Below are 26,911 nucleotides of genomic sequence, written 5' to 3' on the forward strand. Positions count from 1 at the left end.
GTCGTTCTTCTCGGCGCCGTGGGCCTGTCGGCCTGGCTGGGTTGGCTCGACTATGTGCTGCTGCCCGCGCTGGCGTTTTTTATCGGCCTGACCATCTAGGGGTCTGATGCCGGAGGGGGCAGAATAGTACGCTCTCATGAGCGTTTTTGATTTTCCCGGCATCAGACCCCCCGAAGCTGGACCTCGATGTCTACCCCTACGTGCCTCGGGCGAACGTCGAGACCACGTCCGCGGCCAGTTACATGTCCCTGCTGTCGGAGGATGCAGCATGACCGTGGCCCCGAAAATCCTGCTCGCGGATCATCTCAAGACGCTGAAGCTGCCCACCTTCCTTCGGGAATACGACAAGCTTGCCCGCCAATGCGCCGCCGAGGGTCGGGATCACGTCCAGTTCCTGGCGCGTCTCGTCGAGCTGGAACTGATCGACCGCGAGCGTAGGATGATCGAACGGCGGATCAAGGCTGCGAAGTTCCCAGCCACAAAGAGCCTCGACAGCTTCGACTTCAAGGCGATCCCGAAGCTCAACAAGATGCAGGTGCTGGAACTTGCCCGCTGCGAATGGATCGACCGACGCGAGAACGTCATCGCCTTGGGGCCCAGCGGCACAGGCAAGACCCATATTGCCCTCGGGCTGGGGCTGGCCGCCTGCCAGAAGGGGCTGCCGGTCAGCTTCATCACCGCCGCCGCGCTGGTCAACGAACTGATGGAGGCCCGCGACGAACGTCGCCTGCTCTGCCTGCAAAAGCAGCTGGCCGCCGTCAAGCTGCTCATCATCGACGAGTTGGGCTTCGTGCCGCTCTCCAAGACCGGTGCCGAGCTACTGTTCGAGGTGATCTCGCAGCGCTATGAGCGCGGGGCCACGCTGATCACCAGCAACCTGCCGTTCGACGAATGGACCGAGACCTTCGGCACCGAACGCTTGACTGGCGCACTGCTCGATCGACTGACGCATCACGTCAACATCCTCGAGATGAACGGCGACAGCTATCGGCTCGCCCAAAGCCGCGCCCGAAAGGCCGAAGCCCCAACCTGATCATCCGCCACAGGATTGGCCCTGCGGGCCAAGCGCCATGGCACGCGCCAGCTATGTGACAAGCGCGCGCGCCATGGCGCCTGGCGCCCGTCATTGGCCTGATTTTGCGCCGCCACGTGGCTGGTTTTTACTCCGCCGTTGACACGCGCTCCCCGAAACGTTGCAACAACTGGCAGGAGATGGTGAAAGGGTCACCCTGATCGCTTCTTGAACCTGATGTGTGGACCGGCGCGGCGAAAGCCGATGCCTTGGAGCCAATGAGGAAGAAGCGCGCGGAAATCCATCGGGGCTCGCGGCGACGAAACATCGGGCCGCTCAAGGAAGCCGGATATACGTCTGCAATCGTGATCGCCGAACCAGACCAAGTTAGCCTGTTGCAATCAGGCGGGGTCCATATACGTCCACAAATGACAGTGCCAAGAGATCTCGTTTAGGATCCACCATGCCCAGTTGTTGTTTGCCTTTGATATCCTTTGGCATCAAGTTTCAGCGTGCGTGACAAGCCTGCCTTGACGCGTCTCAGTGGGATTGAGCTTTCAATAGATGCTACACCTGAAACTTTGGTGAAGGTGCTGGTTAGGAAGCGTTCAAAATCGGAAGGCCCGCGCGTTGCAATGCGCAGCAGATAGTCGCGGTTGCCGGTCATCAGCCAACAATCGACAACTTCAGGAAAGCTGCACACCGCGGCTTCGAAGCTGGCCAGTGCGTCGTCCACTTGACGGTCAAGTTTGACCGAGACAAACACGGAAAATTCATAACCCAAAGCAGTTTCGTCGATCAGCGCAGCATAGCCTGTGATCACGCCCGCATTCTCTAAAATGCGCAGCCTGCGGGCCACCGGGGATGGACTAAGCCCGACGGCTTCAGCCAGTTCGTTGATTGTGGCACGTCCGTTACGCTGCAGGACATGCAGAATACCCACATCGTAAGAATCAAGATTGGTGCTAATCATCAAGTTTTTCCAAAAAAATGGCCACTATCACCACATAACACATAAAGTAGTCGTTAACTAGGCGAGAAGCGTCAGATTGTTGATGCTAGTCTCGCAACACTTCAAGCTTTGAATGCGAGGGCCGAAAATGACATCTGACACACTCCATCTCAAAACGCTTCAGGACCGTTTGTTGTGGTTGTCGCATTGGATGATTCATCACGCCAACCACATCCGGCCAAAGGTAGACGGAATCAAGGTTGGTGGCCATCAAGCCAGCTCGGCCTCGATGGTGTCGATCATGACGGCGCTATACTTTTCCGCGCTGCGACCCGAAGATCGTGTAGCGGTAAAGCCGCACGCCTCGCCGATCTTTCATGCCATGCAATACCTGATGGGTCATCAAACGCTTGATAAGATGAAGAACTTTCGCGGATTCGAGGGCGTGCAAAGCTATCCCAGCCGCACCAAAGATGTGGACGACGTGGATTATTCGACCGGCTCTGTGGGGTTGGGCGTGGCGATTACCGCTTTCGGGTCGATCGTGCAGGATTACTTGATGGCCAAAGACTGGAGCAGCGACCTGGCTGCTGGCCGCCATGTGGCGCTGGTCGGCGATGCCGAACTGGACGAAGGTAATATTTATGAAGCGTTGCAAGAGGGCTGGAAGAACGATCTGCGCAACTGCTGGTGGATCATCGACTACAACCGCCAGTCATTAGACGGTGTGGTGCGCGAAGGCCTGTTTTCGCGAGTAGAAAAAATCTTCGAAGCTTTCAGCTGGAATGTCATTCGCGTGAAGTACGGCGCTCTGCAGCGCGCGGCCTTTGAAGAAGAGGGTGGCGACGCCCTGCGCGATTGGATCGACGCCTGCCCGAACCAGCAATATTCCGCCCTGACCTATCAGGGCGGCGCGGTCTGGCGCAAGCGGTTGATGGATGATCTTGGTGATCAGGGGCCGGTGACGGCGCTGATCGGCAAGCGCAATGATACGGAACTCGCGGCGCTGATGGAGAATCTTGGCGGCAACTGTGTCGAGACCATGGCCGAGGTGTTTGCCAATGTCACCGACGACCGTCCCACATGTTTTCTTGCTTATACGATCAAGGGCTGGGGCACACCCATTGCGGGCCACAAGGACAACCACGGTGGCTTAATGACCAAGAACCAGATGGCCGACTGGCAACAACATATGGGCGTGCCGGCGGGGCAGGAGTGGGACAAGTTCGCCACCGTGCCAGACGCCGCCGCGCTGCAAAAGTTCCTCGACAAGGTGCCCTTTTTTGCCAAAGGTCGTCGCCGCTTCACCGACGCGGTATTGCCGGTTCCCGAGATTGCCCTGTCATCTGACCGCGAGATCTCGACACAGATGGCATTCGGCAAGATCCTTGATGATTTGTCCAAAGGCGACAGCCATCTGGCGGAGCGCATCGTGACGATGTCGCCCGACGTGACCGGCACCACCAATCTCGGCCCCTGGGTGAACCGGCGCAAGCTGTTTGCCCGCACTGAGCAGGCCGATGCCTTTATCGAGCATCGCATCCCCTCAACCGCGAAATGGGAATTCACGCCGAAAGGTCAACACATCGAACTTGGCATCGCCGAGATGAACCTGTTTCTGTTGCTGGCGGCGGCGGGGCTGTCGCATTCACTGTTCGGCAAGCGGCTGATCCCGATCGGGACACTCTACGATCCTTTCGTGGCGCGCGGGCTCGATGCTTTGAACTACGCTTGCTATCAGGATGCGCGGTTCATGGTGGTAGGTACGCCCTCGGGCGTTACGCTGGCACCCGAAGGCGGTGCGCATCAATCCATCGGCACACCCTTGATCGGGATGAGCCAGGACGGACTGGCCGCCTTTGAGCCCGCCTTTGCCGATGAATTGGCAGTTATCATGGAGTGGGCCTTAGGCTATCTCCAGCGGGACGGTTCAGGCAATCCTGACGAGCGCACCTGGCTGCGCGATGAAGCCGGCGGCTCCGTCTATCTGCGGCTCTCGACCAACCCGGTGGAACAGCCCGGCAAGCGCCCGAATGGGGATTGGCAGCAAGGAACTATAGACGGCGCTTATTGGTTGCGTCGGCCCGGACCCAACTGCGAGGTGGTGATCGCTTATCAAGGTGTCATTGCGCCCGAAGCGATCCGCGCCGCAGGCGCTATGGCGGATGCGAGGCGTGACATCGGCGTGCTGGCCGTTACCTCGGCGGATCGGCTGAGCGCGGGCTGGACGGCGGCACAGCGCGCTCGGGCGCGTGGCCAGCAGGGCGCGACTAGTCATGTTGAACGCCTCTTGCAAGATTTGCCGCCGCATTGCCGCCTTCTCACGGTAATTGACGGACACCCCGCGACATTGTCATGGCTCGGTGCGGTTCAGGGCCACCAGACGATTCCGTTGGGTGTGGAACGCTTTGGGCAGACTGGGACTATTGGCGAGCTGTACCAATACTACAAAATTGATGCGCAAAGTATGATAGAGAAGATCAATGGCTTGACAACAGGGCGCAAGATTGCCGTTGTTTAAGGAACGTCTGAAAAACCTCTCGATTCTCGTCTGATCTGGTAGACTTGGGTGTCCCTGCAAGGAGTCCTTGCGATGCCGAAACAGCCCGCCCTTCCCGGCCTGCGCGACGCCATGAAGAAGAAACGGACGCGGCGGGAGTTGTTCTTGGCGGAGATGGATGCGGTGGTGCCGTGGGTTCGGCTGCTTGCGCTGATCGTGCCGCACTATCCCAAGGCCGGGCCAAAGGGCGGTCGGCCACCGATGGCTCTGGAGGTGATGCTGCGGGTCTATTTCCTTCAGAACTGGTATGCTCTGAGCGACCCGATGGCCGAGGAGACCCTCTACGACAGCGAGGCGATGCGCCGCTTTGCCGGGATCGAACTGGGCGATGACCGCATTCCGGATGAGACCCACCAGCTTTTGCCCACTCCAGCCGACAGATTCTGACCGGGCGGATGCGAATAAGATCATCACCATCACCGATGACAATCATTTTCCCAACCTCATCCGCCCGGTTTCTGGCCTGCCTTACAGGGGATACTGTTGAGACGGCTGTTCGATCGTAATCCACTTCAGTTCGGTGAATTCATCAATCACCGCAGTGCTGTCGAACCGGCCCCAACCGCTGGCCTTCGTGCCGCCATAAGGCGCTTGGGCTTCATTCGCGACGGTAGAGCCGTTGATGTGCACTGAACCAGTCTGAATGCGCATTGCGACATCAAGTGCGTGTACCATGTCTGTCCCGAAGACAGCAGCAGACAGGCCGTATTCAGTGTCATTGGCCACCCGAACAGCTTCGTCCGCGCCGTTGACACGGATCACCTGCAAGATCGGACCAAAGGCTTCCTCGGAGTAGATGCGCATCTTAGATGTGACACCATCGAGCACAGTCGGCGACATCAGGGTGCTGCCTGCAAGCCCGCCAGTCCGAATCTTCGCACCTTTTTCGGTCGCATCGGCAAGCAAACTGTTCAGGTGATTAACTGCGCCCTGGCTGATGATCGGACCAAGCGCGCAAGCCGCCTGAGTGCGTGGATCGCCCGCCTCCAGCTGTGCTGCCCGCGCGGCGAGTTTCTCGACGAACGCATCGGCGACAGACTCATCGACAATGGCACGCTCGGTCGTCATGCAGATCTGGCCCTGATAGAGGAAGGCGCCGAAGATGGTCGCATCCACTGCGCCGTCGATATCCGCATCCGCGAGGACCACCATGGGCGACTTGTCGCCGAGTTCCATCAGGCTACGCTTGAGATGGCGGCCACAAGCCGCAGCAATGATCCGGCCAACATGCGTCGAACCGGTGAAGTTGACACGCCGCACGGCTGGATGCGCGATCATTGCCTCTACGACTTCGGGTGCGTCCTTTGGGTCGTTGATCACGAAGTTGAGCGTTCCTGCGGGGAAACCGGCCGCATGGACGGCCTCAGCAACCAGCACATGGGTCTTGGGCGAGGTTTCCGAGGCGCGGAAAACAACGGTGTTGCCGCACATCAGCGGATAGGCAATGGCCCGTGCTGCCAGCACAATCGGCCCGTTCCAAGGCACGATCGACAGGATCACACCTACCGGCTGCCTTACGGTCATCGACAGCGTTCCCGGCTTGTCAGACGGGATAGTACTGCCCTGAATCTGCGTGGTCATCGCTGCGGCTTCGCGGAAAACATTCGCCGCGAGCATGACATTGAAGCGTGCCCAGAGTTCGCCGGCCCCGACTTCGCCTTTCATGGCGACAACGAAATCTTCCGTGCGCTTTTCGATCTCTTCCGCGGCCTTCATGAGCAGGGCGCGGCGCTGGCCCGGACCAGTCTGCGACCAGGACGCAAAGGCGCGTTCGGCAGATTCGATCGCGGCCACGGCATCCCCTGGCGTGGCAGCTGCGCCACGCGTCACGACTTCGCCACTTACAGGTGAGCAGCGTTCAAATGTGGCGTTGTCTGTGGCATTCTGCGCCTCATTGTCGATATAGAGCTGAACAGTCATTCCATGTCCTTTTAAGTTTACTTCTCTGTTCTTGAAACCTGCATCAGCCAAAAGCCTCGCGAGGATTCGTCCAGAGAACGACCCAGTTTCAACTGTGCGCACGGCCTATCCGTGCGCACGGCTATGGTTAAATTGCGCCGAACTTTGCAACGAGCTCTGCGCCCATATTCGGAGACCCAAAGCCCCGCATGCCGATACCGCCGTCGAAATTCAGTACGGCACCAGTGCCCGGCGTATTGTCGCGACGATTGGCGAAGAAGGCGTAGGCGCCAGCATATTCCCGCGCATTGAATGCACGTTCAAGCGGCAGCATTTGCTTCATCAGGTCGTCGAGCGGAATATCGGAAAACTTGATTCCCTCTTGCGAAAGGGCACTGGTTCCGGCGAGGTTGCTGCCACCGATACCACCTGGCGCGACGCCATTGACCCGTACGTGCGGTGCAAATTCATGCGCCATCTGCTTGATCATGCCGACCACCGCATGCTTCGTTGCCGTGTAAAGAACACCGCCACCGCCTGGATAAAAGGCAGCGTTCGACGCGGTAAAGATCATGTGGCCCTTGGTCTTGTAAAGCTCTGGCAATGCCGCCTTGGCTCCGAGGACATAGCCCTTGACGTTGATGGCGAACATCTCGTCGAAAGCAGATGACAGTTCGTCATCTTCTGTCGAGACCATGGTTTTCGAGTAGTCCCAGATGCCCGCATTTCCGACGAACGTGTCGAGCTTGCCGAAGGCGCTGACGCACTCGGCCACCGCCCGATTGTTGTCGTCCACTTTGCGAACGTCGCCCGCGATGCCGACGACCTTGTCGCCAAACGCTTTCACCGCGTCGTCGATGCGCTCTTGCGAGCGGTCAAAGATTGCAACACGTGCGCCTTCCTCGACGAAGCGTTCCACGATGGCGAGTCCAAGACCGGACCCTCCGCCCGTCACGAGCGCGACTTGATCCTTGAGTTGCATTGTAATTCCTCCCTGTTTTTGACGCGGCTTTTCAGCAGTCGATGTATATGAAGTCGCCGTCAACCTTTGCGGGGAACACCTTGAGTGCCTCACAAGCAGGCAGGGCCTTCACCTTGCCGGTTCTGACGCAAAATTTCGCGAAGTGCAGACTGCACTCGACAACTCCGTCCTCGATAAAACCGTCCGCGAGTGACCACGTGTCATGCGTACAGGTGTCCTGGACGGCGTGTATTTCGCCGTCCACCCGGCACACCATTATCGGCTCAGGGCCACCTTCGAATACTTTCATATCCCCCTCCGGCACATCTGCCGAAGGGAACGCCTTGATCCATGCCATATTTGCTTCCTTAGAAGAAAAAGCTGAGGTTGTTCGACAGGATTGTGCTCTGGTCAATCAGGATCGTGCGGCGCACAATCTCGAAGCCCGCTTCGGTTTCAACCCGACGCAGGACATCCCGGCGCTCGCAGGCGAAAACGTCAAGTTGGCGTTCTTGCCGCGTCCGGTACACCATCGACGCCGAAACGACATTGATCGTATTCTCGTCTTCCGGGACGACCATGACGTTCCCGATCAGATAACGCACGCGAGAGGCCGGGTTTTCGGACCAGCCCACATCGGACAGGATCTTGCGAATCCGGCCTTTCATCGTGTACCAGTTGTCGTCGAAATGGGCAAAGCCGTGCTCATCGGTATATTCCTGAGCGACTTCGCGCATGATCTTCGTCGAGCGGATCGGCATCCAATAGTGAAGGTCCTCAGCCAGCAAGCTGAACCACTCTTTGTACCGGCGATCCGTCAGAAGCTTGGATTCCCAATACAGGAACTGTTCGACTTCATGCTGAAGCTCCAGAGAAACGGCCTTGGGCTTGCTTTCGAAGGCAGCCTTGAAAGTATCATCGAGCATCTTATTCCTCCCTCATCGAAAAGTGTCTGCCGAGGCGTATCGGCAGACGTTTGATACATAAGCGGACATTTGCCGCCGATTGAACGTTACTCCGCCGCGAGCGGCTGTTGCTCGATCCGGCGGATTGCATCCCAATCCGGTGCGGTCATGATCTGCGTCCAATAACGGTACATGCCTCGCGCCGACTCCTCACTATAGGTGTATGCGAAGCTCAGCCCGGGGAAGCCCTCGGGATTATCGGCCGTCACTGTATGCGAGCCCATCTCGATGTTGAACTTCTGGTTTTGGGCAACATGACCCTGCAGCACTTGCTGGATGTCGCACCAGTTTTCGCCATCATCCTGCTCGAACACGCCGCCCGCCGAGAAAGTGCGCGATGTATGGCGACGCCATTCATCCTTGATCTCCTGCGGGGCAGTTTTGTCAACGAGAGTGAAGGTCCAGACCTCGATCTCGTTCGGGCCGCGAGGCTGCCACATCCGGACCGTGTTGATCCCTGCCAGGAACGACAAGTTCGGGAAGACGTTGGTATGGCAAAGGTTCACATCCGCCCGTCCCTGACCCAAACGCCGCACTGCCTCTTCGTATGCTGGCCCGGTCGTCAGGTATTCCGTCACCTTCGGCCCAACAATAGTCATGTAGAACATCGGGTTCCGCAAGAAGAGGCCGCAACCATGGCCGTTCTCCAGGTGGACATTCAAACCATCCGTCGGAGGGGCAACCTGGGTAATATCCACATCTTCCGGCACACCGGCCATGATGCCGGACAAGTGCGAGGTGGTGCCCGCATGATAAGCGTCCGAAGCAAACTGCTCGGCCGCGAACTTCCAGTTGCAGGGAATGACCCATTTCTGGATCCCGGGTATCGCCTCGGTTCCGGCCTCACAGCGGTCGAGCATGATGTCCATGTAGAATTTGACATCACCCAGATATTCGTCGAGCCCCGGCGCGTCGGCATCCCAGTTCGCAAAAATGAGACCCTTGTAGGTTTCGACGCGCGCCTGCTTCGGCCCCCACTCTGCCTTGTTCAGGCAACCACCGAAGGCTTCCTTCTCCATCGGGACGCTGACCAGATCACCGCCCTGATTGTATGCCCAACCATGGTAGGTGCAAGTAAATGCCTTGGCGTTGCCCGAATCGGCGCGGCAGATGCGCATTCCGCGGTGCTGGCACTGATTCAGGAACACGCGGATGCTGGCGTCTTTCTGGCGCACAACGACCACAGGATCCTCGCCGATATAGGCGGTCGTGAAGTCGCCCGAATTCGGGATATGCGACTCGTGACCCATGCAAACCCAGGTGCGCGCAAAAATGCGCTCAAGCTCAAGGCGATAAAGCGACTCGTCAACATAGATCTTAGGGTCGAACTTACCGCTCTTCTCGTCGACCATTGCAAGAATTTGGGCATCAGAATAAGCGCCCGCCGCGCCAACATTTGCCTTTACGTTCATCGTAGGCTCCTCCCTCTGGAATCGATTTCCGCCGCATCCGGCTCCTCGCAGACGCGTGGGCCGGATTGTTATCGCTTTGAGGGGCCGTTGACAATATGAAAAGCATGCTTTTCAAGCAAGTCCGGAACTGGTAAGGGGAAGGGCAAGGGCTTGCGGGGGAGCGAGTTCAGCATGGGGGGCGAGAAGATGAGGACGTTTTTGGCGCGCGTTTTTGGCGCGATGGTATTTGCAGTGACGGCGGCTGGCGGTGCCTCCGCACAGGTTACATCGATCACGACACCTCCTGCGGGTTCGGTGTGGAATACGATGGCTTCGGTCATTGCGGCCGAGGCCCAGAAAAGCGGCGGCGGGCGGCTGGTTGTTCAGGCATATAGCGGCAACGCGCAGATGCTTCAGGCCGTCGACAGCAAAGACGCCGAATTCACGATGACTGACATCAATGACATGATCGTAGCGGTCGCCGGGGAGGGTGACTACTCGGCGGCTCTGCCGAATCTGCGTGTTGTGGCCAAGATCAATCCCTTTGCGGTAGGGCTGTTCGTCCGGGCAGATTCCGGCATGACGCGGGTCTCCGATCTTGCCGGAAAGCGTGTGCCCTCGGGCTGGGAGGCTTTCCCGCTGAACCGTCCGCTGGTGAGTGCGCTTCTCGAGGCGGACGGGATCAGCTATGGTGAAGTGGTTGAAGTGCCGATCCCCGATATCATTCGCAATGTCGATGCTCTGGCCTCGGGTCTGACGGATGCGGCCTTCTTCGCTGTCGGCGGGCCGAAGGTCGCTGAGGTCGGCGCAATGGTGGGCGGGGTCCGCTATCTTCAGGTCGCCTCGGATGAGCAGGCGCTCGAAACGATTCGCAAGTTTCGCCCGGCCTATTACTTCTCAGAGGTGACGCCCTCGCCGGTGCGGGTGGGTGTCGATGCGCCGATGATGATGCTGACATGGGACAACGTCCTTGTTGCTGGTGAGCATGTGTCCGACGAACAGGTCAAGGCGCTGCTGGCCTCGATTTTCGACAATGTGGGTGCGATCGGCGATGCCTATCCTCCGCTTCGCGTGATGAACATTGAAACCGCCTATGTCGATTATCCGGGTGTGGAATATCACCCTGGTGCAGCGGCCTTCTTCGCCGAGCGGGGCGTCGCCATTCGCGCTGTTGACTGACACGGTTATGACGGAGGGCTGGGCCGGGAGATTTCCCGGCGCAGTCCTTTTTGCATTCGCTCATTGTGGAGGAAACAGGCTTTGACTCAGACAACTGGCAGTCGGCTGCCAACATTTCGTCGGATTGCCGTCCAAACCCAGGCGGTGGCACTTTCGCTGCTGGCCGTCGCTGTGGGGTTCGACGCGCCGAGCCGCCTCGGGCTGAGCGTCTATGTCGAGCAGATATTGGCCGTCGCCCTGGGGCTTGGGCTGGGCCTGGTGTTCCTGATCGACAGAAGCAGCGTCGGCGAGAAGGATCCACGCGGCAGCGACGAGAATGTTCCGGCGGACGGTGGTAGAACCATCGACTGGATTCTTGCCGTCCTGGGGCTTGGTCTTTCGCTGTATGTTGCCATAAACTATGCCGATATCGTCTCGCGGGTGATGTCCGCCCCGGTCGATATCGTGATCATGTCCGGGATGCTTGTCCTGCTGGTGCTTGAGGGGCTGCGGCGGGTGGTGGGCTGGGCGCTCGTCGTGGTGGTGCTTTTCATCGGGGGCTACGGGATGATCGGCCACATGATTCAGGGTGCGATGCAAACGCGGCAGGTCTCACCGGATCGTCTGCTTTCCTATATCGGGTTCGATGCCAATGGCATGCTCGGCCTTACCATGAACGTGTCGGTAACGGTCGTCGCCGCGTTCGTGCTGTTCGGGCAGATCCTCGTGCGGGCGGGGGGGGGCGAGTTCTTCAACGACATCGCGCTTGCCGCGCTGGGGCGCCGCCGCGGCGGAGCGGCCAAGATCTCGATCCTGGCCTCGACGCTTTTCGGCACGATCTCCGGGGTTGTGGTGTCCAACATCGTCGCGACCGGCGTCGTCACCATCCGGCTGATGATCCGCTCGGGATATCGGCCCCGGATGGCTGCCGCAGTCGAGGCCGTCGCCTCGACCGGAGGGCAGATCGCCCCCCCGGTCATGGGCGCAGTCGCTTTCCTTATGGCCGATTTCCTGGGCGTTTCCTATGCGCAGGTCGCGATTGCAGCGATCATCCCGGCCGCGCTCTATTACTTTGCGGTGTACTGTCAGGTTGATCTTGAGGCCGCCAAGGCCAACATCGCCCCCCTGCGTGAGGATGAAATTCCTTCTGCGCTCGACACTCTGCGTCGCGGGGGTATCTTCATCCTGCCGTTTGCAGTGATCGTGGTCGGCATGTTCTGGCTGGGCCAGCGACCGGAAACGGCGGCCCTCTGGGCGGCCGGCGTTGCCCTGATCTGCGGCGTCGCATACGGCTATGGTGGCCGGCGCATCACTCTGCGCATGATCTGGCAATCGCTCGCCGAAGCCGGCATCTCCATGACCGAGATCCTGATGATCGCCGCTGCCGCCGGCTTCATCATCGGTGTTCTCAACATCACCGGGTTGGGCTTTGTCGGCACGTTCGCGCTGGCCGAGATCGGTCGGGGCAGCCTTCCGCTGCTCTTGCTCCTCACGGCCATTGCCAGTGTTGTCCTTGGCATGGGGATGCCGACGGTTGCCGTCTATCTGTTGCTGGCGGTCCTTCTTACACCTCCGCTGGTAGAGGCCGGGATCACACCCATGGCTGCCCATTTCTTCATCTTCTACCTCGGCATGATGTCAATGGTGACCCCGCCTGTCGGCATCGGCGCCTTCTTCGCTGCGGCGCTGGCCGGGGCCCCGCCGATGCAGACAGCATTCGTTGCGATGCGGCTAGGCTGGACAGCCTATATCGTTCCTTTCATTTTCGTGGTTACGCCTGCCCTGCTGATGCAGGGAACCCCGGTTGAAATCCTGCTGACCACGTCTGCTGCGGCAATTGGGGTTTATGCCATATCCGCCGCCATGGTTGGCTGGTTCGGGGGCATGTTGTCAGGCTACGAACGCGCAGTCCTGGGCTTTGGCGGAGTGCTGCTTCTTCTGCCGGAAGCATTGGGTGGCGGATACACCCTCATGCTCCATGGCCTGGGTGTCGCAATCATGGTGGCACTTCGGTTGCTGCGCAGGGCGATAGTGCCGACATGAATGCATCCTACGATGCCACATCGCTGAATTACGACCACGAGGAAAGGACAATAACCTCCATGAATTACAGCTTCCCGCTGCCTCCTGCCGTCAGCCTGCCTATCGCCGGTCGGGACGAGCGTTTCCCTGTGCGTCGGATCTTCTGCGTCGGACGCAACTATGCCGAGCATGCACGAGAGATGGGCAAGGATCCGGATCGCGATCCGCCGTTTTTCTTCACCAAACCCGCCGATGCCGTTGTCGAAGATGGGCAGGTCGTCGCCTATCCGCCCGAAACGCAGAACTTCCACTATGAAGCCGAACTGGTGATCGCCATCGGCAAGGCTGGCACGGATATTCCCGAGGAACAGGCGCGCGACCACATCTTCGGCTACGCCATCGGCAACGACCTGACGCGACGGGACTTGCAGCTTGCTGCCCGTGCGGCAGGACGGCCCTGGGACTGGGGCAAGGCGTTTGATCGCTCGGCGGTGATCGGTTCGATCCACACTGGCGCGCCGGTCGGCAAGCCCGAGCAGGGCCGGATCCAGTTGACGCTAAATGGTGCCGTCAAGCAAAGCGCCGATCTGCAAGACCTGATCTGGTCGGTGCCAGAGATCATCTCGATCCTGTCGCAGTCAATGGAGATCCGGCCCGGCGATCTGGTGATGACAGGCACGCCTGCGGGCGTCGGCGCGATGCAGGTGGGCGATGTATGCGTCGTCTCGATCAGTGGGCTGGGCGAGATTACCACGACCATCGGGCCGCGCGCGAAGGGACACGTCGAATGACCTTCCGCCTTCATAATTTCTTCCGCTCATCGACCTCGACGCGGCTGCGCGCTGCCCTCAACCTCAAGGGCGTCGCCTATGAATATGTGCCCTATGCCCTGCGCAAAGGTGAAACCCGTACGCCCGAATTCCTGGCGCTGAACCCCGCCGGACTTGTGCCGGTTCTGGAAAGCGACGATGGCCAGGTTCTTGTGCAGTCGCTTGCCATCATCGAATGGCTCGACGAAACCCAACCCGGACCGCGGCTCTTGCCTGAGGGGGCAGACGGGCGGGCACGTGTGCGCGCGCTTTCATACATGATCGCCTGCGAGATCCACCCCCTGAACAACCTGCGCGTCCTGACTCGCCTGACCGAGCAATTCGGTGCCGACGAGGCTGCTCAGAAAGCCTGGTTCACGCAATGGGTCGAAACCACCTTTGATCCGCTTGAAATCATGCTGGCGCAGGACAGTCGCACCGGGCGTTTCTGCCATGGTGATACGCCGGGGCTCGCGGATTGCTGCCTCTATGCCCAGGTCTGGAACAACCAACGTTTCGACATTGATACAAGCCGTTGGCCCACCATCGCGCGGATATTCGATGCAGCCGATGCGCTGCCCGCTTTCCGTGAGGCCGCGCCAGCACACCAACCAGATGCGGTATGACGCAACACCAACAGAAGCCGGACACTCCTGAAGCGAGCGAGACGCCGGATATCTCGACGAGGACACATGAACACCAGACCAGAAGCCCCGCCACCCCTTAGCGGCCTCCGCATTGTCGAAATCGGCCACTTCATCGCCGCTCCGTTCGCCACTCGCATTCTCGGCGATCTTGGTGCCGAGATCATCAAGATCGAACCGCCCGATGGGGATCCTGTGCGGGGCTGGGGCGCGCAATCCAACGGCGCGTCACTGTGGTGGAGCGTTCATGGCCGCAACAAGCGTTCGGTTGCGGTTGATCTCAAAAGCCCCGAAGGAGTCGAGGCCGTGGGACGCATCATCGCGCGCTCTGATGCGCTGATCGAGAATCAGCGCCCCGGGGGTCTGGCGCGTCTCGGCTTCGATCGTGAAAGGCTGCAGGAGCTGCGGCCAGGTCTCGTAGTGGCCCATATCTCGGGTTACGGACAGACTGGCCCATTGCGTGACCGCGCCGCTTTTGGCGTCATTGGCGAGGCGATCGGCGGATTGCGTCACCTGACCGACCATCCTCCTGGCACCACCAATCTGCCGCCGCCACGCGTCGGCATCAGCATCGGCGATTCCGTTGCCGGACTTTACGCAGCGATCGGCGTTCTCGCCGGTCTTTTGCGCCGAGACGGTCGGACGGGCAGCGGCGGAGCCGAGGATGGGGACATCAGCACCGTCGATGTAGCGCTTACAGAAGCCGTGCTGTCGCTCACGGAAGGGATCGTCACGGAGTACGGTGCGCTCGGCCTTGTGCGCCAACCCGTCGGCGCGCGCATCGCGTCGGCGGCTCCCACCAGCGCCTATCCTTCGGCAGATGGCCGTTGGGTCATTGTCGCTGCGAATTCAGATCTTCTGTTTCAGCGGCTGACAGCGTTGATCGGGCGCGAAGATCTGGCGGTACGGCCGGAGTTGCAGACCAATGCGGGCCGCCTCAAACACGTCAACGAACTCGACGAGGCCATTTCTGCCTGGTCCAGGCAGTTCGATGCCGGTCGACTGACAGAGCTTCTGGCCAAGGCAGACATCCCTTCGACGCTGATCTACACCGCTGCGGAAATTGCCGATGATCCGCAGTTCCGCGCCCGCGGCATGGTGCGCGAAGTCAGCGACCCGCTACATGGCGACCTGCTTCATCCCGGCATTGTGCCGCATTTCCCCGATTCCCCTGGCACGATCCGCTGCACCGGCCCGGAGGTCGGACAAGATACCGCAGCCGTTCTGGCAGAGATCGCGGGCTACTCGCAGGATGAAATCAAGTTGCTCTACCAGAAGGGAGTAATAGCATGACCGCCGTCCAGATCGTTGAAGTTGGTCCCCGCGATGGCTTTCAGAACATCGGCCCCTTCATCCCGACCGAGACCAAGATCGCCGTGATCCGCGACCTTGCCGCTGCAGGATTGAAACGGATGGAGATCACCTCCTTCGTCAGTCCGCGCGCCATCCCTCAACTCGCCGACGCCGGCGAGGTTCTGGCCGAGGTTCTGGCCCAGGGTCATGTCGTGCCGCAGGTCCTGGTTCCCAATGCCCGCTATGGCCTGAAGGCAATCACGGCGGGAGCGGAGTTTCTGTCCTATGTCATCTCGGTCTCGGAAAGCCACAGCCGTTCGAACGTGCGCGCCACGCCGGATGAGGCCCTCGCCGATTACGCCCGGCTTGTCGCTGAGGCGCCCGATGGGCTGCGGCTGCGGTTCAACCTCGCCACCGCATTCCATTGCCCGTTCGAGGGGGTGACACCTGCCAACGCCGTGCTCGATCTTCTGGAACGCGCGCTGGAAATCTGCCCCGATGCCGAGATCTGCCTATGCGACACGACTGGCCGCGGCGAACCGGCGCAGGTCGCGGAATTGTTCAGGGCGGCGATGGCGCGCTTTCCCTCCGTTTCCGCTTGGGCGATGCATGCGCATGATACCTACGGCCATGGCACGGCGAATGTGCGCGCGGCTTATGATCAGGGTGTACGCGTCTTCGATTCCGCGATTGGTGGGCTTGGCGGCTGCCCTTATGCTCCCGGTGCCAGCGGCAACGTCGCCACCGAGGATGTCGTGAGCCTGTTCCGGGATTGCGGCGTTGAAACCGGCGTGGACCTTGCAGCCCTTGCCCCGATCGCCGCATTCGTCCAGGCCCTTCCGGGCGCGACTTGCGGCTAAAGGCAGATCGCCGCAGAGGAGCGTGCCGCGCATGTGGGGGGAGCGCGAAAGGCTGAAGCTTCATCTTCTGACATGGACAAAAGCAAGGGCGTGTCCAAGTTGAAAATTGACAGCATGCTTACGAATGCCTATGTTACAAGTGGTTCATTGATGTGGAATACAGGGGGAAAAATGACCGAAGCCGCGAGAATTGATCAAACAGACTCTGAGAAAGCGCAAGCTTTCAATCTATTGGCTCCGCCGGATGACTATTTCGACGATCCGAGCAAGTATTTTCGCCTGTTGCGCGATGGTGATCCTGTTCACCGGCAAGCAGATGGCACAGTTCTTCTGACGCGCTATGACGATGTGCGTCAGGTTTGGCGCGACCTGTCAGGTCTCGTTTACAAGGGCGAGTACTTTGAGAAGAAATTTGGCAAGGGCCCCCTGCTGGAGCATCACACATCGACGATGCTCTTCCGTGACAACCCCGATCACGACCGGTTGCGCGATATCGTCAACCCCTTCTTCTCTCAGACATCCATCAAGTCTCTGACGGACTTTACCCAAGACGTGATTGACCGTGAAATCAAGAAGGTCAAGCAAATGGGCGAGTTCGACTTCGTGCGCGATTTCGCTTTCCGCATCCCGGTTGCACTCATTTGCAGGGTCATCGGCATTCCGGTTGAAGATGCTGACTATATCCAGGGCGTGGGGCGCAAGGTGCTTTTCCCGCTCAACCCGCAGGTGTCGGCCGAAGCGATCAAGCAAGGCCATGAAGCGGTAACGGAATTCATGGGCTATCTCCTGCCATTTCTCGACGAGATCAAGGCGCGCCGCACGATCGACCCGAGCGAGAGCATCCTCTGCGCAATGGCTGCGGCGCAGCGAAATGGCGTTGAGGTCAGTGACGCCGAAATTCTTCACATGTGCATCGTGACGCTCAATGGCGGCCATGAGACCACGACAAACCTCATCTCTCAGTCGATGCATTTCCTGATGGATGACCCCGAGAGCAAGCGTCAGCTGGTCGAGGGTGAGGTTGCTCTGCCCACGGCACTCGAAGAGTTGATCCGCTTCATCACGCCGCTCCAGCTTCAGGGGCGGCGAACGACGAACGATGTGGAACTTGCCAGTGGTAATGGCACGATCCCGGCGGGCACCGAGGTGGTTCTTGCCCAGGCTTCGGCGAACAGGGACGAGCGTGTGTTCGAAGACCCCGACAGGCTGAATTTTGCGCGCCGTCCGAACAATCATGTCGCGTTCGGTGCGGGGATCCATGTCTGCCTCGGTCGGCCGCTTGCCAGGATGGAGGCCCCGATCGCCCTTGCGTCCGTGCTGAAGGAGCTGCCGACCTTGGTGCGCAACGGCGAAGCTCGCTTTCAGCACAACACACGGTTCAGAGGTCTGGAAGAACTCCCCGTGCGTTTGGCTTGATCCGCGACGACCGCTGAGAACTAGTCACCCCGGCCCGGCGACCCGACCCCAGGATCGCCGGGCCGGGTGCCCGTTGATAAGGAGAAGAAATGAAGATTTGTCGCTTCCACAAGGACCGTATCGGTCTTGTTCAGGACGATGAGGTTGTCGATGTCACCTCGGCCCTCGACCTTTTGCCGCAACTGCGCTACCCGTTGCCGCGGCATGACCCGTTGATCGCACATCTCGATCAGCTCAAGGAGGCATTCCTTGTGGCTGCCAGGACCGGAGAGCGCAGACCAGTCCGTGAACTGGCCTTCGATTCACCGGTTGCAAACCCCGGCAAGCTTGTCGCGGCGCCTGTGAACTACGTCAAGCACCTGGAAGAGGCGCGCGCGCAGAAGGATCTGCACCAGGGCAATGCAGCCCAAGTGCGGGTGATCCACGAGACCGGCCTGTTTCTGAAGGCTACCAGCAGTCTTATCGGCCCCTCCGAGCCGGTGACACTGCGCTTCCCTGATCGGCGCAGCGATCACGAAATCGAACTTGCGGTCATCATCGGCAAACGCGCCGACAGGGTGTCAGCGGAGCGCGCGCTGGAGTACGTCGCAGGATATGCGATCGGGCTTGACATGACGGTGCGCGGCGCCGAGGAACGCAGCATGCGCAAGTCCATAGACAGCTATTCGGTGCTGGGACCGTGGCTTGTAACAGCCGATGAAATCACCGATCCGTCCCAGCTCGACTTCGAACTGAAGGTGGACGGCGTCACCAGGCAGAAGGCCAATACGCGTGATCTTGTGCTGAGCGTGCCGGAACTGATCGAGATGGCCAGCCGATTCTATACACTGGAAGTGGGCGACGTCATCTTCACCGGGACTCCCGAGGGCGTCGGGCAGATTGAGCCGGGCAACAAGATCCATGCCTGGATCGACCGGATCGGCTCGATGGAAATCGACGTCACCTGACGCCAAGAAAAGCTGGCCATCTGCTTGTGGGTGGCCATCTGCAATCGCTATGACTGTCTCAATCCATGTCGGCGTCACGTGCGGTCGGAATTGACGGTCGTGTGTTCTTGCGTGATGCATGAACAAACACTGCCATGGAAGTCAGGAACTGACGCTGCACCTCTGGATCAATTCCATCCAGGAGCAGCGACTTCAGCTTCATGACCTGAATAAACGCCTTGCCGTACAATTCCTCGCCGGCAGGGGTGATGTCGAGCAGTTTCTCTCTGCCATCCGTATCACTCTTCTTGATCGAAAGCAGCCCGCGCTTCTCAAGCGCGCTTGCAGTTCGTCCACAGCTCGCCTTGTCTATTGCGGCGCGCCGGGCAACCTCAGTCACGGACAGGCTCGGGAAATTTCGCACTGTTGCGATAATGATCCAGCTCACAGGCGACAACGGCAGGCCAGCCATAGCCTCGTCGAAGGCACACAAGAAGATTTGGTAGCTACGCCGAATCAGATGCGCGGGATGGTCCATAATGACCCGAAAATCGGCGTCGCCAGCCAAGGTTTCGGGCGGTCTCCGCTCGGTATCATCTTTCATGCGCCGACCATCTTCTTTTTCGTTGTTGCCCGCTTATAGCATAACACCCTTCGATACCACCGACAATCTCGGGCAGCAGATGGACGTCTTTACCCTTGGAGCGCGTTACCGGAAAACCCGGGCTCGGGTTTGGTCATGTCTGAGTCGGGGCCTTGGCCATCAATCGCTTGACTAGGAGCAGCAAGATATGCGAACAATGTAGTATGCATGCTTAGTTTAAGCCATTGATCCGCCTGAATGACCATGGTCAGGCGGGATTGGGCACGAAAAAGGCAGCCAAACGGAGGAGTAAGTTCGTCGTTATTGTTCCCAAATGGGTGGGCAAGCCTGCCTTGAGTGGAGCAGTTTCGATTCGAACGACGTGCTGGGAGGAAGAATATCTATGTCGATCCAAGTGGTGTTCATTGATTCGATGGGAGAGCGACGTGAGGTATCGTCGCGCGAGGGGCAGTCTCTGATGGAGGCTGCGACGATGGCTGGCGTGCCGGGAATTGATGCGGATTGTGGCGGCGCTTGCGCATGCGCGACCTGTCAGGTCTATGTTGACCCCAAGTGGCTTTCTCTGCTTCCGCCGACCAGCGAAGGTGAAGCCAGTATGTTGGAGTTTGCGGCCAACAGGCAGGACAGCAGCCGGCTTGCTTGCCAGATTCGCCTGACAGCAGATCTCGATGGTCTCACCGTCACCACCCCAGAGTTCCAGTTCTGATATATGTGACGCTTTCTATCTGATCGCGCCAAACGGAGGATAAATATGTCGCTGACCGAAAAGCCTGTGGAAACAGCAGAACGAAAGATGTTCTATGACAAGATCGATAGCGGGTCCTATACCCCACTTTGGACTGTTTTGTCGAACATCATCACTCCTGAGCCCAAAAGCGGTTGCTTGCCGCACCTTTGGCATTTCGACGAAGCGAAGGCCTACCTGCTGGAAGCGGGCAGTCTGATCACGGCGAAGGAAGCCGAGCGGCGCGTCCTTGTGCTTGAAAATCCAGGCCTGCGCGGTCAGTCCCGGATTACGACGTCGCTTTACGCTGGCCTTCAGATCGTCCTGCCGGGCGAAGTTGCCCCCGCGCACCGCCACAGCCAGTCAGCTTTGCGCTTCGTGATGGAGGGCAACGGCGCGCATACGTCAGTCGATGGCGAGCGCACAGTGATGAACTTTGGCGATTTCGTAATCACTCCGCCGGGAGCCTGGCACGACCACGGCAATGACAGCGACGCGCCGATGATCTGGCTCGACGGTCTGGATATTCCAATCGTGTCGGTGTTCGACGCCTCTTTCGCAGAAGAGCATCACGCGGATCAGCAGCCAATTACCCGCCAGCTTGAAGACAGCACCTGGCGCTACGGTGCCAACATGCTTCCGGTCGACTACGAGGCGACCAGAATAGCGTCGCCGATCTTCAATTACCCTTACGAACGCTCGCGCGAAGGCCTCGAGCATCTTTTGAAGCAGGGTGAGGTCGACCCCTTCCACGGTATCAAGATGCGCTATGTCAACCCGGTCGACGGCGGCTGGGCGATGCCGACGATTTCGCCCTGCCTTCAACTCCTTCCGAAAGGCTTCAAGTCGCGGCCGTATCGGTCGACAGACGCAACAGTCTTTGTCGTCACTGAAGGCACCGGTCGCAGTGTGATCAATGGAAAGACTTACGAATGGGGTCCGAAGGATCTGTTCGTCGTTCCGAGCTGGCATACCGTCACGCATGAGGCGGACGGCGATGCAGTGCTGTTCTCTTACTCCGATCGCGTCTGCCAGGAGAAGCTCGGGCTTTGGCGGGAAGACCGTGGAAACGCGGTTCCGCTCGGCGCATAGTGACACTGTCCGGCATGGTGCGCCCTGGCTGCGCACCATGCCAATCCACGCAAAACAACTCACATAAATCGGGGCTTCAAGCCATGAAACATGAACTGCTCACGGTCGATGACGTGACAGGTTGCTGGGCGATCATGCCCACGCCGTCCAAGCCCAACGCGTCGGATCCGCGCGCTGAAGACACGGTCGATCTGGACGAAACGGCCCGTGTCGTCGAGGCTCTGATCGCCTCTGGTGTGAACGGGATTCTTTCTCTCGGCACCCTGGGAGAGGGAGCCACGACAACATGGCAAGAGAAGCAAGCCTTCATGCGCACGCTGGTCGAAGCCGGTCGCGGTCGCATTCCCATCTTCGGCGGGGCGACCGCCCTTAACACCCGCGACTCCATCAGCATGACCCGTGCCGCGCGCGAGATCGGGCTTAACGGGGTGATGATGGGGCCGCCGATGTGGGTTCAGCCTGATGTGCCGACAGCAGTTCAGTTCTTTCGTGATGTGGCCGAGGCGTGCCCGGACATGGCTATCTGTGCATATGCCAACCCCGAGGCATTCAAGTTCGAGTTCCCGCGTGCTTTCTGGGCGCAGATCTCCGAAATTCCGCAGATCGTATCTGCCAAGTACATAAACACGGCAGCGCTCTATACGGACCTGAACCTGACCAAGCGCCGCATTCGACTGATGCCGCTTGATGTGGACTATTACGCCGCCGCCCGGCTCGACCCCGAACACTGCACGGCGTTCTGGACCAGTGGCGCGGTTTGCGGGCCAGCACCTGTGATCCAGCTTCGCGACCTTGTGGCCAAGGCGGTAGAGACTGGCGATTGGACCCAAGCCAAAAAACTGACCGACAGGATTGGTTTGACCTATCGGACCCTCTTCCCCAACGGCTCGTTCAAGGAATTCTCGGTCTATAACATCGGCATCGAGAAGGCCCGTATGGATGCGGCAGGTTGGATGGTCGCTGGACCTTGCCGTCCGCCCTACCACCTGGTTCCCGCAACGGCTCTGGAAGGCGCGCGCGAGTCCGGGCGTCAATGGGCAAAACTCGCTGCGGAGCTTGAGGCGGAGAGCGGCAAGTGACCGGTCGGCATCTTGACTTCTACTTCGATTTCATGAGCCCCTTCGCTTATCTGGCCTTTCACAAGGTGCCGGGGATCTGCAAGCAATACGGTCTGGAGTTTCGGCCCCATGTCGTGAACCTGCCGCAACTCAAACTCATGGCGGGGAATACCGCACCACCAAATGTCAGCCTGCCGTTGAAGATTCGCTATTTGAGCAAGGATCTCAACCGTTGGGCTGAGGAATATGGTTTGCCTTTGACCTTTCCGAAGTCACTCGCGTCCGAGAAGCTCAACAAGGCTTTTCTTTATGCAATGGCGAAAGGCGAGGGAGAAGCCTTCATCCGGACTGCGTGGGACCGGGTCTGGGGAGAGGGTGCAGACTTGGCTGACCCGGCGTTGCTGGATGAATTGGCGAAGCAGTTCGGCTGGAATCCCGATGTTCTGTCGGCTTGGGTTTCATCGAAGGATGCTACAGACCAATACGAGGCGAGCACGCAGGCCGCGCATGAGGCAGGTGTGTTTGGTACGCCCACGATGATTGTGGGTGATCAGATGTGGTGGGGGAATGACCGCATCACATTTATGGAAAGAACGCTCCAGCAGGAGCTTTGACATCAACGCCAACCATCCATAGGGAGGAATAGTATGGCTCTTCAAAAACTGTCGCACGCGCACTTGCGGGTTAAGAACCTCGAGGAATCGGTGCGGTTTCACACCACTGTACTGGGGCTTGAGGAAATTGCTCGGCAAGACGGTACTGTTTACCTGACCTGTGGGACCGACGGAACTTTCGATGTGGCCGTGACCGAGGGTGGTACCGGCGTCATCAGCTTTGCGATCGCTGCGGATGATGAGGATGACCTCAATCGCTACAGCAAGCGGGTTTCCGATGCCGGCGTCCAGGTCCGGGAGATGACGGACTGCGATCCGGGTGTCGAGAAGATCATCGAATTCGACCTGCCGCCCCAAAACCAGAAGATGCAGATTGCATTGCTGCGGTCTGAAGCGCGCAAACACTACTATAACCCGGCTGCTCGCAAGGCCAACCACCTGAGCGGTCTGGCGCCGCTTGACCTCGACCATATCACGCTGCGCGTCGGTCCGGATGCGACCCAGACGATCGAATTCCTGCGCAAGCATGTCGATTTCTATGCCTCTGACATTGTCGAGTTCCCCGGAGGCGCAGGGCGTCTTGCGGCCTGGATGCATGTCGGCGACTATCACCATGACGTCGCAATGTTTGCGGGCGCGCCGCATGAGACGCTCGACCATCTCGCATGGACGATCCCGAACATGGAATACATGAAGCTCATGCTCGATCAGGTCGCACGCGGTGGGGTCATGACGGAAGCAGGCCCGGGTCGGCACGGTGTAGGCTCGAATCTCTACTCCTATTTCTTCACGCCGGATGGCAACAGGTATGAGCTTTCGGGGGAAATGCCGCGTTGTGTGGACCACAAGGCAGGCCCGTTCATCTGGAGCGCGGACAAGCCGGGCATCTTCAGCTCGTGGGGGGCTCCGTTCCCCGAGAGCTTCAAGGTGGGTTCCTAACTCAGGACAGTGCCGCGCTGCGGCGCTGACAAGTAATCAACAGATGACGCGCGGCACAGGTCTGCGCGTCATCTGTATCATGGTCTGAGGAAAACTCCGATGGAACGTATCATCATCATAGGCGGTGGTTTGGCTGCGGTCTCCGCGGCGAAAACGCTGCGAACAGAAGGCTTTGAGGGCACTGTCACGGTCCTCTCCGAAGAAGGGCAGTTCCCTTATGACCGCCCGCCGCTGTCGAAGGCGGTTCTTCAGGGTACGGCAGATGCACAGAGCACTTGCTTGCTGAACGCCGAGGCCGCGCAAAATCTTGGCATCGACCTTCAGCTCAACCAACGCGTCGAAGCAATCGACCGCGACGCGCATGTGGTACGGCTCTCTTCGGGAGCAAGCCTGCCCTATGACCGCCTGCTGATCGCGACCGGAAGTCGCGCCCGCATGCTTGATGGCCCCTTCGCGGGAAAAGCCAATGTTTTCTATCTGCGTACGATTGCTGATGCCGAGCGTTTGCGCGCGCAAATGGTGCCTGGAAAGCGGCTTTTGTCGATTGGCGCGGGTTGGATCGGTCTTGAAGTCGCAGCAACAGCCCGAAAAAGCGGGATGGAAGCGGTGGTCGTCGAACTGGCCGACCGGCTTTGCGCCCGCAGTCTGCCAAAGGATGTCGGTGTCGCTTTGGCTGATGTGCACCGTGGCAATGGCACCGTGATCCATCTGAATACCTCAATCGTGACGGTAGGCGGAGATGACCGGGTTGAAAGCGTGACTCTGTCAAACGGGGAAACGCTGCTGGTTGACATGGTCGTCGTCGGGATCGGCGCGATTGCGAATGATGCGATCGCGCGGGAGGCTGGCCTGGAGACGGGCAATGGCATCATCGTAGATGAATTTCTGCGCACGTCCGACCCGCTGATTTTTGCGGCCGGGGATGTGGCGGCTATGCGGGTTGGCGGTGGCCAGCCGACACGGATGGAATCCTGGGCCAATGCGCAGGACCAGGCCGCTGCGGCCGCAAGAAACTTGCTGGGGAAGAGGGAGCCCTATGCAATCAACACCTGGTTCTGGTCTGATCAGTACGACCTCAACATTCAGATGATCGGCGATAACCAGCCCGCTGGGGGAACTTTGCTTGTGCGCAAGGGCGAAGGAAAGTCGTTCACCCGTTTCTCGGCCATCGGTGATCGGCTGGTCGGTGCCATCTGTTTCGGCGCGCCCCGCGACATGGCGATCGTTCGCCGCCTCATGTCGAAAGGCTACGCAGTGACTGACGACTCGCTGATCACAGCACCAGACCTTCGTAAGCTACTGTAAGCACAAAAAGATACCCAACCAGGCGAAGACCTGGGCAACGCCATCACCAAAAAGTCCAACACATAGGGAGGAAAACTATGTTTAAAACTTACTATACGGCAACACTCAGCGCTTGTCTGGCTCTAGCCCAAACTTGCGCTGCCCAAGCACAGGATGCAGACCAGAACGGCTGGTATCTCCGGGGGGGGCCCGTGGGGATATACTTCAGCCCCGGTGCCGAACTGTCGGTCGGAGGTGCGCCATTCCCCGGCGCCGATGTTTCGGTCGACGACAACTACTCGCTCAGCTTTGATATCGGCTATCGCATCAACCCTCAGCTTTCCGCCACCTTCACATTCGGAATCCCACCCACCGCAGAGATTCGCGGCGAAGGAAGCCTTGCTGGGGCCTATCTCGGGGATGTGACTTACGCACCTGCGATTCTCGCACTCCAATACCGCATTCCGACCCGTAATCGGAGGTTCGAGCCCTATGTCGGCGCGGGCATCAACTATACCATCATTCTGGATTCGGACGGGCGCGATGTGGCCGGCTTCGAGGCGGAAAATGCTTGGGGTGCCGTTCTACAGGTCGGTTTCGAAAGCATGATCAATGAGCGGATGGGTATGTACTTCGACGTCAAGAAAATCTGGCTCGATGCTGACGTCAGTGGCACATTGGGCGTCGGCGGGCCGTCAGCGACAGGTAGTGCGACGCTCGATCCTCTGCTTGTCGGAACCGGTCTGGTCTGGCGCTTCTGAGACATATACTCCGTCTGCAGTTTCAGGGTACCTGTGCTGAAACACAAAGGAAGGAAACACTGTGAAAATGGAACTCTACTACATACCTGCGGCCTGTTCGTTGGCTGCTCACATCAGTTGTCTGGAGGCGGAGATACCCACGACTTGCCGAATGGTCGTGATGGACCCGGCGGGAAACAAGGTCGATGGTGAGGACTATAGCAAGATCAACCCACTGGGTCTGGTCCCCACCATCGTCGATGGCGAGACCAAGATCTCTGAGGCTGCCATAGTGCTGCAATACATTGCGGACAAGGCAGACGGAAAACTCGGCAAGGTGACGGGAGATGAGCGTTGGAAGCTTCTTGAAACCCTGAACTTCATCTCTACAGAGCTTCACAAGACAATGGCGCCGTTGTTCCGTCCTGATCTGCCGGTCGAAGCCCGTCCTTTCTTCGAAAAAATGGCTGCCAACCGTCTGACCGAAGCAGAGAAGCGCATTGGAAGTGCCGGCTATCTTGTCGGCGACAGCTTCACCGTCGCCGACGCCTATCTCTTCACGGTGCTCGGTTGGTGCAACTTCCTCAAGATGGACATGTCTCCTTGGCCGAAGCTCGTCGAATACGCGCAGCGGATCGGTGGACGACCGGCTGTCCTGCAAGCTCTGAAAGAGGAAGGGCTCTTGTCCCCCGCCTGACGTAGGCTTGGGGTCAGGGCCTATTGATTTTGCCCGTGCGGCGTGATTCAGCCTCCTTGCGGAGGCTGAATTATGAGCAACATATTCTGACTGACGGACGCGCAAATTGTCGATGACCACCCGGTCTGGCACGCCGTTGGTGGCAATCGCACGGGTTCTGTCGCATCGTTTTGGCCCCATCGGAAGGTTTCTTCGTAGAACCACGCTAAGGAAGAACGAAGCCTGAACATGGCTTACAGCGTGGCATTTCTGATCGCCTTGTAAGCTGTTGATCTGCCTATGCCGAGGTGT

26 protein-coding genes and 1 pseudogene are annotated in these 26,911 nt (G+C 59.1%); 20 read left to right on the plus strand and 7 right to left on the minus strand.

Going from position 1 to position 26,911, the window contains the following annotated elements:
- The coding region (gene merF / locus ACSR1C_RS19215) for a mercury resistance system transport protein MerF (protein ID WP_460260707.1) at positions 1 to 99 on the plus strand (99 nt) is incomplete at its 5' end.
- 169 nt (positions 100 to 268) lie between these two features.
- On the plus strand, positions 269 to 1,033 hold the full coding sequence (gene istB, locus ACSR1C_RS19220; RefSeq protein WP_038068069.1) for an IS21-like element helper ATPase IstB: 765 nt from the start codon (positions 269 to 271) through the stop codon (positions 1,031 to 1,033).
- Between the two features lie 430 nt (positions 1,034 to 1,463).
- On the opposite strand, the gene ACSR1C_RS19225 is transcribed toward istB, so the two are convergent.
- Positions 1,464 to 1,982 (minus strand): Lrp/AsnC family transcriptional regulator, encoded by a 519-nt coding sequence (locus tag ACSR1C_RS19225; protein ID WP_407926660.1) that lies wholly within the window; start codon positions 1,980 to 1,982, stop codon positions 1,464 to 1,466.
- Between the two features lie 130 nt (positions 1,983 to 2,112).
- Between ACSR1C_RS19225 and ACSR1C_RS19230 the strand changes: the two genes are divergently transcribed.
- The gene (locus ACSR1C_RS19230; RefSeq protein ID WP_054540709.1) at positions 2,113 to 4,485 is read left to right on the plus strand and encodes a 1-deoxy-D-xylulose-5-phosphate synthase N-terminal domain-containing protein; all 2,373 of its coding nucleotides are present in this window, start codon (positions 2,113 to 2,115) and stop codon (positions 4,483 to 4,485) included.
- Positions 4,486 to 4,557: 72 nt separating this feature from the next.
- Positions 4,558 to 4,875 (plus strand): annotated as a pseudogene (locus ACSR1C_RS19235) (transposase); the annotation flags it as partial.
- A gap of 117 nt (positions 4,876 to 4,992) precedes the next feature.
- Here ACSR1C_RS19235 and ACSR1C_RS19240 read toward each other — a convergent pair.
- From ACSR1C_RS19240 to ACSR1C_RS19260, 5 genes are all read right to left on the minus strand, one after another.
- Positions 4,993 to 6,444, minus strand: coding sequence for an aldehyde dehydrogenase (locus ACSR1C_RS19240; protein ID WP_460260703.1), 1,452 nt, complete (start codon positions 6,442 to 6,444; stop codon positions 4,993 to 4,995).
- Positions 6,445 to 6,571: 127 nt separating this feature from the next.
- Positions 6,572 to 7,405: a 3-(cis-5,6-dihydroxycyclohexa-1,3-dien-1-yl)propanoate dehydrogenase gene (gene hcaB, locus ACSR1C_RS19245; RefSeq protein ID WP_038068063.1), complete on the minus strand. Its 834-nt coding sequence runs from the start codon at positions 7,403 to 7,405 to the stop codon at positions 6,572 to 6,574.
- 31 nt (positions 7,406 to 7,436) lie between these two features.
- The gene (locus tag ACSR1C_RS19250) at positions 7,437 to 7,742 is read right to left on the minus strand and encodes a non-heme iron oxygenase ferredoxin subunit (protein WP_082386790.1); all 306 of its coding nucleotides are present in this window, start codon (positions 7,740 to 7,742) and stop codon (positions 7,437 to 7,439) included.
- Positions 7,743 to 7,752: 10 nt separating this feature from the next.
- Entirely contained in the window at positions 7,753 to 8,310 is a 558-nt protein-coding gene (locus tag ACSR1C_RS19255; protein ID WP_054540706.1) for an aromatic-ring-hydroxylating dioxygenase subunit beta, read from the minus strand.
- A gap of 86 nt (positions 8,311 to 8,396) precedes the next feature.
- Positions 8,397 to 9,761 (minus strand): aromatic ring-hydroxylating dioxygenase subunit alpha, encoded by a 1,365-nt coding sequence (locus ACSR1C_RS19260; protein WP_054540705.1) that lies wholly within the window; start codon positions 9,759 to 9,761, stop codon positions 8,397 to 8,399.
- 186 nt (positions 9,762 to 9,947) lie between these two features.
- On the opposite strand from ACSR1C_RS19260, the gene ACSR1C_RS19265 reads away from it, so the two are divergent.
- The 8 genes from ACSR1C_RS19265 to ACSR1C_RS19300 all read left to right on the plus strand — a co-directional run bounded on the left by ACSR1C_RS19265 (position 9,948) and on the right by ACSR1C_RS19300 (position 18,889).
- Positions 9,948 to 10,919 carry a TAXI family TRAP transporter solute-binding subunit gene (locus ACSR1C_RS19265; protein WP_054540750.1) on the plus strand — a complete coding sequence of 324 codons (972 nt, stop codon included), beginning with the start codon at positions 9,948 to 9,950 and terminating at the stop codon, positions 10,917 to 10,919.
- Positions 10,920 to 11,000: 81 nt separating this feature from the next.
- Positions 11,001 to 12,941 (plus strand): TRAP transporter permease, encoded by a 1,941-nt coding sequence (locus ACSR1C_RS19270; protein WP_054540704.1) that lies wholly within the window; start codon positions 11,001 to 11,003, stop codon positions 12,939 to 12,941.
- A 59-nt stretch (positions 12,942 to 13,000) separates the two neighbouring features.
- Positions 13,001 to 13,711 carry a fumarylacetoacetate hydrolase family protein gene (locus ACSR1C_RS19275; protein ID WP_054540703.1) on the plus strand — a complete coding sequence of 237 codons (711 nt, stop codon included), beginning with the start codon at positions 13,001 to 13,003 and terminating at the stop codon, positions 13,709 to 13,711.
- Positions 13,636 to 14,355, plus strand: coding sequence for a maleylacetoacetate isomerase (gene maiA / locus ACSR1C_RS19280; protein ID WP_460260704.1), 720 nt, complete (start codon positions 13,636 to 13,638; stop codon positions 14,353 to 14,355). The genes ACSR1C_RS19275 and maiA overlap by 76 nt, the downstream gene beginning before the upstream one ends.
- Positions 14,356 to 14,421: 66 nt before the next feature.
- Positions 14,422 to 15,666 carry a CaiB/BaiF CoA transferase family protein gene (locus ACSR1C_RS19285; RefSeq protein WP_054540701.1) on the plus strand — a complete coding sequence of 415 codons (1,245 nt, stop codon included), beginning with the start codon at positions 14,422 to 14,424 and terminating at the stop codon, positions 15,664 to 15,666.
- A complete protein-coding gene (locus ACSR1C_RS19290; protein WP_054540700.1) occupies positions 15,663 to 16,526 on the plus strand; it encodes a hydroxymethylglutaryl-CoA lyase in 864 nt (287 codons plus the stop codon). Before ACSR1C_RS19285 ends, ACSR1C_RS19290 begins: the two co-directional genes overlap by 4 nt.
- A 171-nt stretch (positions 16,527 to 16,697) precedes the next feature.
- Entirely contained in the window at positions 16,698 to 17,942 is a 1,245-nt protein-coding gene (locus ACSR1C_RS19295; RefSeq protein ID WP_054540699.1) for a cytochrome P450, read from the plus strand.
- An 89-nt stretch (positions 17,943 to 18,031) separates the two neighbouring features.
- Positions 18,032 to 18,889 (plus strand): fumarylacetoacetate hydrolase family protein, encoded by an 858-nt coding sequence (locus tag ACSR1C_RS19300; protein ID WP_038068048.1) that lies wholly within the window; start codon positions 18,032 to 18,034, stop codon positions 18,887 to 18,889.
- 58 nt (positions 18,890 to 18,947) lie between these two features.
- Here the strand turns inward: ACSR1C_RS19300 and ACSR1C_RS19305 are convergent, their stop codons facing one another.
- Entirely contained in the window at positions 18,948 to 19,472 is a 525-nt protein-coding gene (locus ACSR1C_RS19305; RefSeq protein ID WP_460260705.1) for a MarR family winged helix-turn-helix transcriptional regulator, read from the minus strand.
- Positions 19,473 to 19,854: 382 nt separating this feature from the next.
- Between ACSR1C_RS19305 and ACSR1C_RS19310 the strand changes: the two genes are divergently transcribed.
- From ACSR1C_RS19310 to ACSR1C_RS19345, 8 genes are all read left to right on the plus strand, one after another.
- Positions 19,855 to 20,178, plus strand: a complete 324-nt coding sequence (locus ACSR1C_RS19310) for a 2Fe-2S iron-sulfur cluster-binding protein (protein WP_037209930.1) — start codon at positions 19,855 to 19,857, stop codon at positions 20,176 to 20,178.
- 45 nt (positions 20,179 to 20,223) lie between these two features.
- Positions 20,224 to 21,288 carry a gentisate 1,2-dioxygenase gene (gtdA, locus tag ACSR1C_RS19315; protein WP_460260706.1) on the plus strand — a complete coding sequence of 355 codons (1,065 nt, stop codon included), beginning with the start codon at positions 20,224 to 20,226 and terminating at the stop codon, positions 21,286 to 21,288.
- Positions 21,289 to 21,371: 83 nt separating this feature from the next.
- A complete protein-coding gene (locus tag ACSR1C_RS19320; RefSeq protein ID WP_038068042.1) occupies positions 21,372 to 22,367 on the plus strand; it encodes a dihydrodipicolinate synthase family protein in 996 nt (331 codons plus the stop codon).
- On the plus strand, positions 22,364 to 22,960 hold the full coding sequence (locus ACSR1C_RS19325) for a 2-hydroxychromene-2-carboxylate isomerase (protein ID WP_054540696.1): 597 nt from the start codon (positions 22,364 to 22,366) through the stop codon (positions 22,958 to 22,960). Before ACSR1C_RS19320 ends, ACSR1C_RS19325 begins: the two co-directional genes overlap by 4 nt.
- A 33-nt stretch (positions 22,961 to 22,993) precedes the next feature.
- The gene (locus ACSR1C_RS19330) at positions 22,994 to 23,899 is read left to right on the plus strand and encodes a VOC family protein (protein WP_054540695.1); all 906 of its coding nucleotides are present in this window, start codon (positions 22,994 to 22,996) and stop codon (positions 23,897 to 23,899) included.
- Between the two features lie 99 nt (positions 23,900 to 23,998).
- A complete protein-coding gene (locus ACSR1C_RS19335) occupies positions 23,999 to 25,204 on the plus strand; it encodes an NAD(P)/FAD-dependent oxidoreductase (protein ID WP_054540694.1) in 1,206 nt (401 codons plus the stop codon).
- Positions 25,205 to 25,281: 77 nt separating this feature from the next.
- Positions 25,282 to 25,944, plus strand: coding sequence for an OmpW/AlkL family protein (locus ACSR1C_RS19340; protein WP_082386789.1), 663 nt, complete (start codon positions 25,282 to 25,284; stop codon positions 25,942 to 25,944).
- A 67-nt stretch (positions 25,945 to 26,011) separates the two neighbouring features.
- Entirely contained in the window at positions 26,012 to 26,620 is a 609-nt protein-coding gene (locus tag ACSR1C_RS19345; protein WP_038068037.1) for a glutathione S-transferase C-terminal domain-containing protein, read from the plus strand.
- Positions 26,621 to 26,911: the final 291 nt, after the last annotated feature.

The sequence above is a fragment of the Actibacterium sp. D185-2 genome (genome assembly GCF_054954595.1).

Excerpts from the sequence above, each read along its gene's own strand:
- istB (WP_038068069.1), top strand. The coding sequence starts at position 269 with ATGACCGTGGCCCCGAAAATCCTGCTCGCGGATCATCTCAAGACGCTG.
- ACSR1C_RS19230 (WP_054540709.1), top strand. The coding sequence starts at position 2,113 with ATGACATCTGACACACTCCATCTCAAAACGCTTCAGGACCGTTTGTTG.
- ACSR1C_RS19240 (WP_460260703.1), bottom strand. The coding sequence starts at position 6,444 with ATGACTGTTCAGCTCTATATCGACAATGAGGCGCAGAATGCCACAGAC.
- hcaB (WP_038068063.1), bottom strand. The coding sequence starts at position 7,405 with ATGCAACTCAAGGATCAAGTCGCGCTCGTGACGGGCGGAGGGTCCGGT.
- ACSR1C_RS19250 (WP_082386790.1), bottom strand. The coding sequence starts at position 7,742 with ATGGCATGGATCAAGGCGTTCCCTTCGGCAGATGTGCCGGAGGGGGAT.
- ACSR1C_RS19255 (WP_054540706.1), bottom strand. The coding sequence starts at position 8,310 with ATGCTCGATGATACTTTCAAGGCTGCCTTCGAAAGCAAGCCCAAGGCC.
- ACSR1C_RS19260 (WP_054540705.1), bottom strand. The coding sequence starts at position 9,761 with ATGAACGTAAAGGCAAATGTTGGCGCGGCGGGCGCTTATTCTGATGCC.
- ACSR1C_RS19265 (WP_054540750.1), top strand. The coding sequence starts at position 9,948 with ATGAGGACGTTTTTGGCGCGCGTTTTTGGCGCGATGGTATTTGCAGTG.
- ACSR1C_RS19275 (WP_054540703.1), top strand. The coding sequence starts at position 13,001 with ATGAATTACAGCTTCCCGCTGCCTCCTGCCGTCAGCCTGCCTATCGCC.
- maiA (WP_460260704.1), top strand. The coding sequence starts at position 13,636 with ATGCGTCGTCTCGATCAGTGGGCTGGGCGAGATTACCACGACCATCGG.
- ACSR1C_RS19285 (WP_054540701.1), top strand. The coding sequence starts at position 14,422 with ATGAACACCAGACCAGAAGCCCCGCCACCCCTTAGCGGCCTCCGCATT.
- ACSR1C_RS19290 (WP_054540700.1), top strand. The coding sequence starts at position 15,663 with ATGACCGCCGTCCAGATCGTTGAAGTTGGTCCCCGCGATGGCTTTCAG.
- ACSR1C_RS19295 (WP_054540699.1), top strand. The coding sequence starts at position 16,698 with ATGACCGAAGCCGCGAGAATTGATCAAACAGACTCTGAGAAAGCGCAA.
- ACSR1C_RS19300 (WP_038068048.1), top strand. The coding sequence starts at position 18,032 with ATGAAGATTTGTCGCTTCCACAAGGACCGTATCGGTCTTGTTCAGGAC.
- ACSR1C_RS19305 (WP_460260705.1), bottom strand. The coding sequence starts at position 19,472 with ATGAAAGATGATACCGAGCGGAGACCGCCCGAAACCTTGGCTGGCGAC.
- ACSR1C_RS19310 (WP_037209930.1), top strand. The coding sequence starts at position 19,855 with ATGTCGATCCAAGTGGTGTTCATTGATTCGATGGGAGAGCGACGTGAG.
- gtdA (WP_460260706.1), top strand. The coding sequence starts at position 20,224 with ATGTCGCTGACCGAAAAGCCTGTGGAAACAGCAGAACGAAAGATGTTC.
- ACSR1C_RS19320 (WP_038068042.1), top strand. The coding sequence starts at position 21,372 with ATGAAACATGAACTGCTCACGGTCGATGACGTGACAGGTTGCTGGGCG.
- ACSR1C_RS19330 (WP_054540695.1), top strand. The coding sequence starts at position 22,994 with ATGGCTCTTCAAAAACTGTCGCACGCGCACTTGCGGGTTAAGAACCTC.
- ACSR1C_RS19335 (WP_054540694.1), top strand. The coding sequence starts at position 23,999 with ATGGAACGTATCATCATCATAGGCGGTGGTTTGGCTGCGGTCTCCGCG.
- ACSR1C_RS19340 (WP_082386789.1), top strand. The coding sequence starts at position 25,282 with ATGTTTAAAACTTACTATACGGCAACACTCAGCGCTTGTCTGGCTCTA.
- ACSR1C_RS19345 (WP_038068037.1), top strand. The coding sequence starts at position 26,012 with ATGGAACTCTACTACATACCTGCGGCCTGTTCGTTGGCTGCTCACATC.